The organism is Streptomyces sp. NRRL WC-3626 (assembly GCF_000718785.1).
Lineage (GTDB): Bacteria > Actinomycetota > Actinomycetes > Streptomycetales > Streptomycetaceae > Streptomyces > Streptomyces edwardsiae.
On the sequence record NZ_JOCA01000006.1, the window covers coordinates 140,505 to 152,760 of the forward strand.

The window sequence follows — 12,256 nt, forward strand, 5'->3', positions numbered from 1 at the left end:
TACGCATCGATGGCGGACGCGGGTCAGGTGAGCCGGGGCGGGGCCGTCCGGGTCGGGCTCCTCCTCGGCGGGGGCACCTCGGTCGTGGCCACCGTCGCCATCGGGCAGGTGTGGGCCGCCTGCGACGTCGGGGTCGACTCGGCGGCGAACTCCTTCACGTTGCTCTTCCTCGCCCCGCTGTTCTGGTTCGCCACGGCGATCCCGCTCGCCGTCCTGTACGGCGTCGTCGCCGGACGGCACCGGCGTGCGGCCCTCGCGGCGGCGCTGCTGCTCGCCGTGTGCTGCGCGTGGTTCCTGGTCACCTGGCTCGGCGTGCTCGACTCCTACCCGGACCCCGTATGCCCGGGGAACGTCCCGCCCTGGTGGCCGGAGTTCATACCCGCGTCATGACCTGGGCGGAACGGCGGAGCCGTCCCTGCCGTACCTGCGGAACTCCGACGTCTCCACCGTCCACGGCCCGAACGGCACCGAGTCGCCGAAGATGTACGGCTCCTTGTTGCTGTAGCGGCCCCTGCACGGCTCGGAGTGCACCTCGATGGTGCCGGTGCGCGGGTCCACGATCATGTAGCGCGGGATGCCCATGGCCGGATAGTCGGCCAGCTTCTCGTCGTAGTCGTTGCTCGGGTTGGACGGCGAGACGATCTCGACAGCGGCCAGCACCTGCGTCGCATCGACGGCCAGGCCCTCTTCGTCGAGCGTCGCCTCGGGGATCACCACGGCATCGGGCCGGCGCATGCGCCCGATGGCAGGGTGCTCGATCTCGGGTCCGTTGGCGCAGATGTAACCGGGGTGGGTGCGGGGCAGTTGCGCGTCCAACTGCTTGCAGATGCGGCGGACAGCCCCCTCGTGGCGCTTGGACGGGCACATCATCGCCAGTATCGGACCGGACGGCCCGATCTCGACGCTCCACGACCCCTCGAGCTGCTCCGAGTAGGCCCCGAGGTCTGCGGCGATGGCGCGCATCTTGGCGTAGTCCATGAGGCCAGCGTACTGAGGGGGCGACTTCCCGGCCGCCCTGTCACACCCCACCGGTACCGTCGGATCATGTCCAACCAGTCCGCAGCCGGTGCCCCCGGCGAACGCCGGCTCGCCACGCTCGAAGGTGTGCTGGAGCGGGTCACGTACGCCAACGAGGAGAACGGGTACACCGTCGCCCGGGTGGACACCGGCCGAGGCGGCGGTGATCTGCTCACCGTCGTCGGCGCGCTGCTCGGCGCGCAGGTCGGGGAGTCGCTGCGGATGGAGGGGCGTTGGGGGTCGCATCCGCAGTACGGGAAGCAGTTCCACGTCGAGAACTACACGACCGTGCTGCCCGCCACCGTCCAGGGCATCCGGCGCTATCTCGGATCCGGGCTGGTCAAGGGCATCGGGCCGGTGTTCGCCGACCGCATCACCCAGCACTTCGGCGTCGACACCCTCACCGTCATCGAGGAGGAGCCCAAGCGGCTGATCGAGGTGCCGGGTCTCGGGCCCAAGCGGACCAAGAAGATCGCCGACGCCTGGGAGGAGCAGAAGGCGATCAAGGAGGTCATGCTCTTCCTCCAGACCGTCGAGGTGTCGACGTCCATCGCCGTACGCATCTACAAGAAGTACGGCGACGCCTCCATCTCCGTCGTGAAGAACCAGCCGTACCGGCTCGCCGCCGACGTCTGGGGCATCGGCTTTCTCACCGCCGACAAGATCGCCCAGTCCGTCGGGATCCCGCACGACAGTCCGGAGCGGGTGAAGGCCGGGCTGCAGTACGCGCTGTCGCAGGCCACCGACCAGGGGCACTGCTATCTCCCCGAGGAGAAGCTGATCGCCGACGCCGTCAAACTCCTCCAGGTGGACACCGGCCTTGTCATCGAGTGCCTCGCCGAACTCGCCGCCGCCCCCGAGGAGGGCGAGGACCCCGGTGTCGTACGGGAGAAGGTGCCCGGGCCCGACGGGGGCGATCCCGTCACCGCCGTCTACCTCGTGCCCTTCCACCGCGCCGAGATCGCCCTCTCCGCCCAGTTGCAGCGGCTGCTCCGCAGCGAGGACGACCGTATGCCGGGCTTTGGGGACGTGGCCTGGGACAAGGCGCTCGGCTGGCTCAAGGGGCGTACGGGCACGGAGCTGGCCCCCGAGCAGGAGGCCGCCGTCAGACTGGCGCTGACCGAGAAGGTCGCGGTGCTCACCGGGGGGCCCGGCTGCGGCAAGTCCTTCACCGTGCGGTCGATCGTCGAGCTGGCGCGGGCGAAGAAGGCCAAGGTGGTGCTCGCCGCGCCCACCGGCCGCGCGGCCAAGCGCCTCGCCGAGCTGACCGGAGCCGAGGCCTCCACCGTGCACCGGCTGCTGGAGCTCAAGCCCGGCGGCGACGCCGCCTACGACCGGGACCGCCCGCTCGACGCCGACCTGGTGGTCGTCGACGAGGCCTCCATGCTGGACCTCCTCCTCGCGAACAAGCTGGCCAAGGCGGTGCCGCCCGGCGCCCACCTCCTCTTCGTCGGTGACGTCGACCAGTTGCCCAGCGTCGGCGCGGGCGAGGTCCTGCGCGATCTCCTCGCCGACGGCAGCCCCGTCCCCGCCGTCCGCCTCACCCGCGTCTTCCGCCAGGCCCAGCAGTCCGGCGTGGTGACCAACGCGCACCGGATCAACGCCGGGCAGCACCCCGTCACCGACGGCATGAAGGACTTCTTCCTCTTCGTCGAGGACGAGACCGAGGAGGCCGGCCGCCTCACCGTCGACGTCGCCGCCCGGCGCATCCCGGCGAAGTTCGGCCTGGACCCCCGTCGTGACGTGCAGGTGCTCGCACCCATGCACCGGGGCCCGGCCGGTGCGGGCACGCTCAACGGGCTGCTCCAGCAGGCCATCACCCCCGCCCGCCCCGACCTCGCCGAGAAGCGGTTCGGCGGCCGGGTCTTCCGCGTGGGCGACAAAGTCACCCAGGTCAGAAACAATTACGAGAAGGGGGAGAACGGGGTCTTCAACGGCACCGTGGGCGTGGTCACCTCGCTCGACCCGGTCGACCAGCGCCTGACGGTACTGACCGACGAGGACGAGGAGGTGCCGTACGACTTCGACGAACTGGACGAGCTGGCACACGCCTACGCCGTGACCATCCACCGTTCCCAGGGCAGCGAATACCCCGCGGTCGTCATCCCCGTCACCACCGGCGCCTGGATGATGCTGCAGCGCAATCTGCTCTACACGGCGGTCACCCGGGCCAAACAACTGGTCGTCCTCGTCGGCTCCCGCAAGGCGATCGGACAGGCGGTGCGCACGGTCTCGGCGGGCCGCCGGTGCACGGCGCTCGACTTCCGCCTCGCCGGCTCCCGCCTCACGCCCCTCTCGGCTCCCGTGTCACCCGTGTGAGCGGCCCGACATCAAAAAATGATCGATCAAATGAGTCACGAAGGTCACAGAGCCCTTCCGGAAGCGGAACACAGCGGGCAGGATGGGCAAGTTGGCGGCACTCAGTGCCGCCGATAGGCCCGATGGTCGACCCCGAGTGCACTCTCCTGCGCCGAGTGGGGGATGGTGGAGACAGTCAGGGCACCTCGAAGATGAGGCACTAGGTCGGTGAGGGAAGACGTGAGCGACAACTCTGTAGTACTGCGGTACGACGGCAGCGAGTACACCTACCCGGTGATCGACAGCACCGTCGGCGACAAGGGCTTCGACATCGGGAAGCTCCGCGCCCAGACCGGTCTGGTGACACTGGACAGCGGCTACGGCAACACCGCGGCCTATAAATCCGGGGTCACGTATCTCGACGGCGAGGCCGGCATCCTCCGGTACCGCGGCTACCCGATCGAGCAGCTGGCGGAGCGCTCCACCTTCCTGGAGGTCGCCTACCTGCTGATCAACGGCGAGCTGCCGACCGTCGACGAGCTCTCCGTGTTCAAGGGCGACATCACGCAGCACACCCTGCTGCACGAGGACGTCAAGAACTTCTACAAGGGCTTCCCGCGCGACGCCCACCCGATGGCCATGCTGTCGTCGGTCGTCTCCGCGCTGTCGACGTTCTACCAGGACAGCCACAACCCGTTCGACGAGGAACAGCGCAACCTCTCCACCATCCGGCTGCTCGCCAAGCTTCCGACGATCGCGGCCTACGCGTACAAGAAGTCGGTCGGCCACCCGTTCGTCTACCCGCGCAACGACCTCGGTTACGTCGAGAACTTCCTGCGCATGACGTTCTCCGTCCCCGCGCAGGACTACGACCTCGACCCGGTCGTCGTGGCCGCCCTGGACAAGCTGCTGATCCTGCACGCGGACCACGAGCAGAACTGTTCGACCTCCACCGTGCGTCTGGTCGGCTCCTCGCAGGCGAACATGTTCGCCTCGATCTCCGCCGGCATCTCCGCCCTGTGGGGCCCGCTGCACGGTGGCGCCAACCAGTCGGTGCTGGAGATGCTCGAGGGCATCAAGGCCGACGGCGGCGACGTCGACTCCTTCATCCGCAAGGTGAAGAACAAGGAGGACGGCGTCCGGCTGATGGGCTTCGGCCACCGGGTCTACAAGAACTTCGACCCGCGCGCCAAGATCATCAAGGCCGCCGCGCACGACGTGCTGTCCGCTCTCGGCAAGTCCGACGAGCTGCTGGACATCGCGCTGAAGCTGGAGGAGCACGCGCTCTCCGACGACTACTTCGTCTCGCGCAGCCTCTACCCGAACGTGGACTTCTACACCGGTCTGATCTACCGGGCCATGGGCTTCCCGACCGAGATGTTCACGGTCCTGTTCGCGCTGGGCCGGCTGCCGGGGTGGATCGCCCAGTGGCACGAGATGATCAAGGAGCCGGGGTCGCGGATCGGGCGTCCGCGGCAGATCTACACGGGTGTTGTCGAGCGGGACTTCATTCCGGTCGAGCAGCGCTGACACCTGCCGGTGGGGGTGCGTATGCGCCTGGTGGCTCGTTGCTGAAGGGGTGTGGGCGGCTGCCGGCCGGTCTGTGGCTGGTCGCGCAGTTCCCCGCGCCCCTTTGGGCGTGCTGCCCAGCCGCCGGCCGCACGGAGGGCCGCGGCCCTTTAAGCCTGCCGTACCACCGCGAGTGTGCGAAGCAAGGAAGAAGGCGCCCTGGCCGCCGGTCCCCCCACGGGCCGACGTACCAGGGCGCCTTCCCATGTCCCGGTGCGGATTCCCCCCACGGGATCCGGCCGGGCGTCTGTGAGAACAGCGCCTGAATCGCTGTGTGAGCGCGGGCGGACCTGAACCCGCCGCACTCGTCGGTGTGCGGTCTGCCGGGACAGCGCACATTCGGGAGGGCCGCTCAAAGCTCCCCGCTGGGTACGTGCCCCGGCAACGCAATCTCCGGAGAAAGTCCCCCAAGACATTCCCCAGATGCCAGACGGCGCCCCCCAAGACGCTGCCTGACATCGCCAACTTAGACCTTCGAACCCCTTCGATGGTTACGTTCAGATCACTGTGATCTGCGTCTCTTGCATATGTCCCCTAGAGGCGCAAGAGTCCGCAAATCGCTCACGGGACCCAAGCGTAAGGAAGATGCGCGAGCCGTGTGAAGAGCTTATGTGAGGGTCGTACCGGACGACAGGGGTACACCCCAACTTGAGACCTCAATGAAACGCCCGTAGCCGCAGGCTGTTCGTCACCACGAAGACGGACGAGAACGCCATCGCCGCACCGGCGATCATCGGGTTCAGCAGCCCCGCCGCCGCCAGCGGCAGCGCGGCCACGTTGTAGCCGAAGGCCCACACCAGGTTGCCCTTGATCGTGGCGAGGGTCCGGCGGGACAGCCGTATCGCGTCCGCCGCCACCCGCAGGTCACCGCGGACCAGCGTCAGATCGCCGGCCTCGATCGCCGCGTCCGTACCGGTGCCCATGGCGAGACCCAGATCGGCGACGGCCAGCGCGGCCGCGTCGTTGACACCGTCGCCGACCATGGCGACGGCGCGCCCCTCGGCCTGCAGCCGCCGTACGACGTCGGCCTTGTCCTCGGGCAGCACCTCGGCGATCACCCGGTCGATGCCGACGGTCCGGGCCACCGACGCGGCCACGGTCTCGTTGTCACCGGTCAGCAGCACCGGCTCGAGCCCCAGGGCGCGCAGTTCGCGCACCGCCTCCGCGCTGGTCTCCTTGACCGTGTCCGCGACGGCGAGGACGCCCCGTGCCACCCCGTCCCAGCCCGCCACGACGGCCGTACGGCCGTCCCGCTCGGCCTCGTCCTTCGCCCGCGCCAGCTCCGGCGGCAGCGCGTCGAGGAGGAGCCGCCCCACGGCCACCTCACGGCCCTCCACACGCCCGCGTACGCCTCGGCCGGGCACGTTCTCGAAATGCGCTGCCTCCGGCAGCGCACCGACGCGCTCCTCGGCGCCCGCGGCGATCGCCCGTGCGACGGGGTGCTCGGAGGCGTGCTCCAGGGCGCCCGCGAGCCGCAGCAGCTCCCGCTCGTCGGTGCCGTCGGCGGTGTGGACCGCCTGGAGGGTCATCCGGCCGGTGGTGACCGTGCCGGTCTTGTCCAGGACGACCGTGTCGACGCGACGGGTGGACTCCAGGACCTCCGGGCCCTTGATGAGGATGCCGAGCTGGGCGCCGCGCCCGGTGCCGACCATCAGCGCGGTCGGCGTGGCCAGCCCCAGCGCGCACGGGCAGGCGATGATCAGTACGGCGACGGCGGCGGTGAACGCGGCGGCGGTGTCGCCCGTCGAGCCGAGCCACATCCCGAAGGTGCCGACCGCGATCAGCAGCACCACGGGGACGAAGATCCCGGAGATCCGGTCGGCGAGCCGCTGCACCTGCGCCTTGCCGTTCTGCGCGTCCTCGACCAGTTTCGCCATCCGCGCGAGCCGGGTGTCGGCGCCGACCCGGGCCGCCTCGACGACGAGCCGCCCGCCGGCGTTGACCGTGGCCCCGGTGACCGTGTCGCCGGCGGTGACGTCCACGGGGACGGACTCGCCGGTCAGCATCGACGCGTCCACGGCGGACGAGCCCTCGACCACCGTGCCGTCCGTGGCGATCTTCTCCCCGGGCCGTACGACGAACCGGTCGCCCACCGTCAGCCGGTCCGCCGGAATCCGCACCTCCGCCCCGTCCCGCAGGACGGTCACGTCCTTGGCGCCCAGCTCCATCAGCGCCCGCAGGGCCGCTCCCGCGCGGCGCTTGGAGCGGGCCTCGAGATAGCGGCCGAGCAGGATGAACGCGGTGACGCCGGCGGCCACCTCCAGGTAGATCATGGAGGCGCCGTCGGTGCGCGAGACGGTCAGTTCGAAGGGGTGCCGCATGCCGGGCATGCCCGCGTCGCCGAGGAACAGCGCCCACAGGGACCAGCCGAACGCGGCGAGCGTGCCCACGGACACCAGCGTGTCCATGGTGGCCGCGCCGTGCCGGAGGTTGGTCCAGGCGGCCCGGTGGAACGGCGCGGCGCCCCACACGATGACGGGCGCGGCGAGGGTGAGCGAGAGCCACTGCCAGTTGTCGAACTGCAGCGGCGGGATCATCGCCAGCAGGACGACCGGGAGGGCGAGGAGCGCGGACCGGATCAGACGGTGGCGCAGGGCGGCCAGCTCCGGATCGGCCTCCCCGTCCTCGGCGGGCGCCTCGTCCCGCGCGGGCGCGGGTTCCTCGGCGGTGTAGCCGGTCCGTTCGACGGTGGTGATCAGGTCGGCGACCCCGATCTCCGGCGGATAGGCGATGCGGGCCTTCTCCGTCGCGTAGTTCACCGTGGCGGTGACGCCGTCGATCCGGTTGAGCTTCTTCTCGACGCGGGCCGCGCAGGAGGCGCAGGTCATCCCGCCGATGAGCAGCTCGACCTCCGAGCGGGCCGGCTGCCCGGCGGCCGGTGCCTGGGGGGCGGTGGTGCTGGTCATGTCCGGCACTCCGGGGTTGTGGCGAAGGGGGGTGGTGGCGTGCCGCGGCCGCGCGGTCAGCGGGTGGCCGGTGCGGCCCGGTTCACGCCGTACGGAAGCGGGGGCCTGCGGTTCAGGCCCGGCCCGCCAGCTCGAAGCCGGCCTCGTCGACGGCGGCGCGGACGGCCTCCTCGTCGAGCGGGGCTGCGGAGACGACGGTCACCTCGCCCGAGGAGGCGACCGCCCGCACCGAGCTGACACCGGGGAGCTGGGAGAGCTCGCCGGAGACGGAGCCCTCGCAGTGGCCGCAGCTCATCCCGCTCACCTTGTAGACGGTGGTGACGGAACCCTGGGTATCGGTCTGGGAGGTCATGTCGTTACTCCTCGTCGAGGCGTATGGGGTCGGTGTGGCCGGGGCCACGACTTCAGGTTATACCCCTAGGGGGTATGAATCCAAGTGTGGTGGCCGGGTCGGCGCGGGCCGGACCGAGGCCCTGCGGCAAGGCGCGACAAGCCTCGGTCCGCGGGATAGCGTTCCGCCGGAAGCGGTGATCACGGGAAGGCGGGGCCGGTCATGCGAGCGGTGGTGTTCGAGCGGTACGGCGAACCGGCCGAGGTGCGGGAGGTCGCGGACCCGGAGCCGGCGGAGTACGGCGTCGTGGTCCGCGTCGAGGCCACCGGCCTGTGCCGCAGCGACTGGCACGGCTGGCAGGGCCACGACCCGGACATCGCCCTCCCGCACGTGCCCGGCCATGAACTCGCCGGCGTCGTCGAAGCGGCCGGCGCCCGGGTCACCGGCTGGCGGGCGGGCGACCGCGTCACCGTCCCGTTCGTCTGCGCCTGCGGCACCTGCCCCGCCTGCGCGGCCGGCGACCAGCAGGTGTGCGAACGCCAGACCCAGCCCGGCTTCACCCACTGGGGCTCCTTCGCCCAGTACGTGGCCCTGGACCACGCCGACGTGAACCTCGTCGCCGTCCCCGACGGGATGTCCTTCGCGACCGCCGCCTCCCTCGGCTGCCGCTTCGCCACCGCCTACCGGGCGGTGGTGCGGCAGGGCCGCGTGGCGGCGGGGGAGTGGGTGGCCGTGCACGGCTGCGGCGGGGTCGGCCTGTCGGCGGTGATGATCGCGGCGGCCGCGGGCGCGCGGGTCGTCGCCGTCGACGTATCACCGCGGGCGCTGGACCTGGCCCGGCGGTTCGGCGCGGCCGAATGCGTGGACGCGACGGCCGTACGGGATCCCGCGGCGGCGGTCCGCGACCTCACCGGGGGCGGCGCCCACCTCTCCCTGGACGCCCTCGGGGCGCCCGCCACCTGCGCCGCCTCCGTCAACGGACTGCGCCGCCGGGGCCGCCACGTCCAGGTCGGCCTGCTGCCCTCACCGACGGGCACCACGCCCGTCCCGATGGCCCGCGCCATCGCCCTGGAGCTCGAACTCCTCGGCAGTCACGGCATGGCCGCGCACACCTATCCGCCGATGCTGGAACTGGTCCGGGCCGGCGTCCTGCGCCCCGACCTCCTGGTGACCTCCACCCTCACCCTGGACGCCGCCCCGACCGCCCTCGCGGCCATGGGCGACGCGGGAGCGGGAGCGGGCGTGACGGTCATCGAGCCCTGGGGCTGAGCTCAGCGGTTTCCGCGGTCCCGGTTGCTCGGGCGGGAGGCGACCCAGGCGCGGACGGTGTCGGCGAACCAGTAGGGCTTGCCGCCCTCCACACGGTCCGGCGGGGGCAGCAGGCCGTGCTTGCGGTACGAGCGGACGGTGTCGGGCTGCACCTTGATGTGGGCGGCGATGTCCTTGTAGGACCACAGCGATCGGTCGGTCATGGTGGCACCTCCCCGCGCGCCACGGCGACGGCCGGGGGCGGCCGTCAGGGGGAGCCGGGAGCGCGCTGGTGATCAGGCATGCGTTGTGCCCGGTGAACGAGGCCCGCCGGCGGGAGGGCAGGGGCTGTGCGCCGGGTGTGACGGAAGGCCCGCGCACGTGTGACGCCCGTGACGGCGCGGGAGTGTTTGTGACAGCAATGCCACACAGGCGCACGCCGGTTCACCGGCGGGGCGCGTTGACATGGAGAGACCGCACGGTACCGGCGGGTACGGACGGCGGGTCCGGCAGGAGACCGCCACGTTCTCGTCCGAATGTCCGGACAAAACATTGACAGGGCTTCGTACCCGGGGCTAGAAACCGGGGTGAGCGGTAGCGCCGCGGCGGAGCGGTGCGACGCCGTGATGCCGAGCATGCCGTGCAGCAGCCGTACGAGAGGACCGGACCCTGATGGCGTACGACGTGATCACCACGGGCTCCGCGATTCCCGCCCCCGACGAGATCGACGCGGCGCTCGCCGCCGGTGCCGTCACATGACGGCGCCGTACGCCCCGCGGCACACGACCACCACCGGCACCACCCGCACCACTGGCACCACCCCACCGATCGCCTCCGGCGCGGGAGGCCGCTTCGCTTTGGCAGGAGCGAAGAGCGAGCGACGACTCCCCGCCCGCCGCGGCCCCGCGCCGGAGGTCCCACCCGAGCCCCATGTGTCCATGCACGGACCGCAAAGGCCGACACTGTGTCGGCCCCGCCCGGCCGCCCGGACCTGGTGGGATGGACCCGTGGCCGGGCCACCCGAACCGCACACGCTGTACGAACGGCACGTCTCCACCCGTCGCCGCCATCTGTGAAGGAGTTCTCGGTCATGACGAAGATCGTCAACCACTGGATCGGCGGCAAGACCGCCGAAGGCGCCTCGGGTACGTACGGTCCGGTGACGGACCCGGCGACCGGCGAGGTCACCACGAAGGTCGCGTTCGCCTCCGTCGAGGAGGTCGACGCCGCCGTCGCCGCCGCCAAGGAGGCGTACCTGAGCTGGGGCCAGTCCTCGCTGGCCACCCGCACCTCGATCCTGTTCCGGTTCCGCGCGCTGCTCGACGCCCACCGCGACGAGATCGCCGAACTGATCACCGCCGAGCACGGCAAGGTGCACTCCGACGCGCTCGGCGAGGTCGCGCGCGGCCTGGAGATCGTCGACTTGGCCTGCGGGATCAACGTGCAGCTGAAGGGCGAGCTGTCGACGCAGGTCGCCAGCCGCGTCGACGTGTCGTCCATCCGCCAGCCGCTGGGCGTCGTCACCGGCATCACGCCGTTCAACTTCCCGGCCATGGTGCCGCTGTGGATGTTCCCGCTCGCCATCGCCTGCGGCAACACGTTCGTGCTGAAGCCGTCCGAGAAGGACCCGTCGGCCTCGGTCCGCCTCGCCGAACTGTTCTCCGAGGCCGGTCTCCCCGACGGCGTCCTCAACGTCGTCCACGGCGACAAGGTGGCCGTCGACCGCCTCCTCGCCCACCCCGACGTCAAGGCCGTCTCCTTCGTCGGCTCCACCCCGATCGCCCGCCACATCCACACCACCGCCTCCGCGAACGGCAAGCGCGTCCAGGCCCTCGGCGGCGCCAAGAACCACATGCTGGTCCTCCCCGACGCCGACCTCGACGCGGCGGCCGACGCGGCCGTCTCCGCCGCCTACGGCTCGGCGGGCGAGCGCTGCATGGCGATCTCCGCGGTCGTCGCCGTCGGCGCGATCGGCGACACCCTGGTGGAGAAGATCCGCGAGCGCGCCGAGAAGATCAAGATCGGTCCCGGCAACGACCCCGCCTCCGAGATGGGCCCGCTGATCACCGCGACCCACCGCGACAAGGTCGCCTCGTACGTGACCGGCGCGGCGGCCGAGGGCGCCGAAGTCGTCCTGGACGGCACCGGTTACACGGTGGACGGCCACGAGAACGGCCACTGGATCGGCATCTCCCTCCTCGACAAGGTCCCGACGACCGCCGCGGCCTACCGGGACGAGATCTTCGGCCCCGTCCTGTGCGTCCTGCGCACGGAGACGTACGAGGAGGCCCTGGACCTCATCAACGGCTCCCCGTACGGCAACGGAACCGCGATCTTCACCCGCGACGGCGGCGCCGCCCGCCGCTTCCAGCTCGAGGTCGAGGCCGGCATGGTCGGCGTGAACGTCCCGATCCCGGTCCCCGTCGGCTACCACTCCTTCGGAGGCTGGAAGGACTCCCTCTTCGGCGACCACCACATCTACGGCAACGACGGCACGCACTTCTACACCCGGGGCAAGGTCGTCACCACCCGCTGGCCCGACCCGGCGGACGCCCCCACGGGCGTCGACCTCGGCTTCCCCCGCAACCACTGAGCCCACCCCGGACCTTCTGTGCCCCGCCTCTGCGTTCGCCGAGGCGGGGCGCAGGCGTTTGTGCGGAACTGGGTGCGGAGGAGGGTTCGATCAGCGTGCCGCAGTTCGTGAACTGCGTCCGGGACACGGTGGAACGTGACGCGCGGATCGTCGCCGCTGTTCCGCCGGGCGCGGACCATGAAGCCTTGCGCGACCGCCCGGTCACCGCGACCGCCCTGGTGACTGCTCCAGCGGTTGAGCTCCCGAACCCGCGTGCTCAGTGCCTGCGTGGACGACGGTGTCGCCTCATTGTCC

Annotated in this window: 9 protein-coding genes and 1 pseudogene; 6 read left to right on the forward strand and 4 right to left on the reverse strand. The window is 71.0% G+C overall.

Annotated features, from left to right (window positions below; all coding sequences use genetic code 11):
- Positions 1–9 precede the first annotated feature (9 nt).
- Positions 10–390, forward strand: a complete 381-nt coding sequence (locus tag IF28_RS0111300; protein WP_030217344.1) for a hypothetical protein — start codon at positions 10–12, stop codon at positions 388–390.
- Here IF28_RS0111300 and IF28_RS0111305 read toward each other — a convergent pair.
- The gene (locus IF28_RS0111305) at positions 385–978 is read right to left on the reverse strand and encodes a Uma2 family endonuclease (protein ID WP_030217347.1); all 594 of its coding nucleotides are present in this window, start codon (positions 976–978) and stop codon (positions 385–387) included. The genes IF28_RS0111300 and IF28_RS0111305 overlap by 6 nt on opposite strands.
- A 66-nt stretch (positions 979–1,044) precedes the next feature.
- Between IF28_RS0111305 and IF28_RS0111310 the strand changes: the two genes are divergently transcribed.
- Both IF28_RS0111310 and IF28_RS0111315 read left to right on the forward strand, forming a co-directional pair.
- Entirely contained in the window at positions 1,045–3,336 is a 2,292-nt protein-coding gene (locus IF28_RS0111310; RefSeq protein ID WP_051713708.1) for an ATP-dependent RecD-like DNA helicase, read from the forward strand.
- Positions 3,337–3,555: 219 nt separating this feature from the next.
- Positions 3,556–4,845: a citrate synthase gene (locus tag IF28_RS0111315; protein ID WP_030217361.1), complete on the forward strand. Its 1,290-nt coding sequence runs from the start codon at positions 3,556–3,558 to the stop codon at positions 4,843–4,845.
- Positions 4,846–5,540: 695 nt separating this feature from the next.
- Here the strand turns inward: IF28_RS0111315 and IF28_RS0111320 are convergent.
- Both IF28_RS0111320 and IF28_RS0111325 read right to left on the reverse strand, forming a co-directional pair.
- On the reverse strand, positions 5,541–7,790 hold the full coding sequence (locus tag IF28_RS0111320) for a heavy metal translocating P-type ATPase (RefSeq protein ID WP_030217365.1): 2,250 nt from the start codon (positions 7,788–7,790) through the stop codon (positions 5,541–5,543).
- 112 nt (positions 7,791–7,902) lie between these two features.
- Positions 7,903–8,142 carry a heavy-metal-associated domain-containing protein gene (locus IF28_RS0111325; protein WP_030217368.1) on the reverse strand — a complete coding sequence of 80 codons (240 nt, stop codon included), beginning with the start codon at positions 8,140–8,142 and terminating at the stop codon, positions 7,903–7,905.
- A 201-nt stretch (positions 8,143–8,343) separates the two neighbouring features.
- Between IF28_RS0111325 and IF28_RS0111330 the strand changes: the two genes are divergently transcribed.
- Positions 8,344–9,390, forward strand: coding sequence for a zinc-dependent alcohol dehydrogenase family protein (locus tag IF28_RS0111330; protein WP_030217372.1), 1,047 nt, complete (start codon positions 8,344–8,346; stop codon positions 9,388–9,390).
- 2 nt (positions 9,391–9,392) lie between these two features.
- Here IF28_RS0111330 and IF28_RS0111335 read toward each other — a convergent pair whose 3' ends face one another.
- Entirely contained in the window at positions 9,393–9,593 is a 201-nt protein-coding gene (locus IF28_RS0111335; RefSeq protein WP_030217375.1) for a helix-turn-helix transcriptional regulator, read from the reverse strand.
- A gap of 603 nt (positions 9,594–10,196) precedes the next feature.
- Between IF28_RS0111335 and IF28_RS39800 the strand changes: the two are divergent.
- Together IF28_RS39800 and mmsA are read left to right on the forward strand one after the other, a co-directional pair.
- Positions 10,197–10,295, forward strand: a pseudogene (locus IF28_RS39800) (5-deoxy-glucuronate isomerase); the annotation flags it as partial.
- Positions 10,296–10,459: 164 nt separating this feature from the next.
- The gene (mmsA, locus tag IF28_RS0111345) at positions 10,460–11,962 is read left to right on the forward strand and encodes a CoA-acylating methylmalonate-semialdehyde dehydrogenase (RefSeq protein WP_030217377.1); all 1,503 of its coding nucleotides are present in this window, start codon (positions 10,460–10,462) and stop codon (positions 11,960–11,962) included.
- Positions 11,963–12,256: the final 294 nt, after the last annotated feature.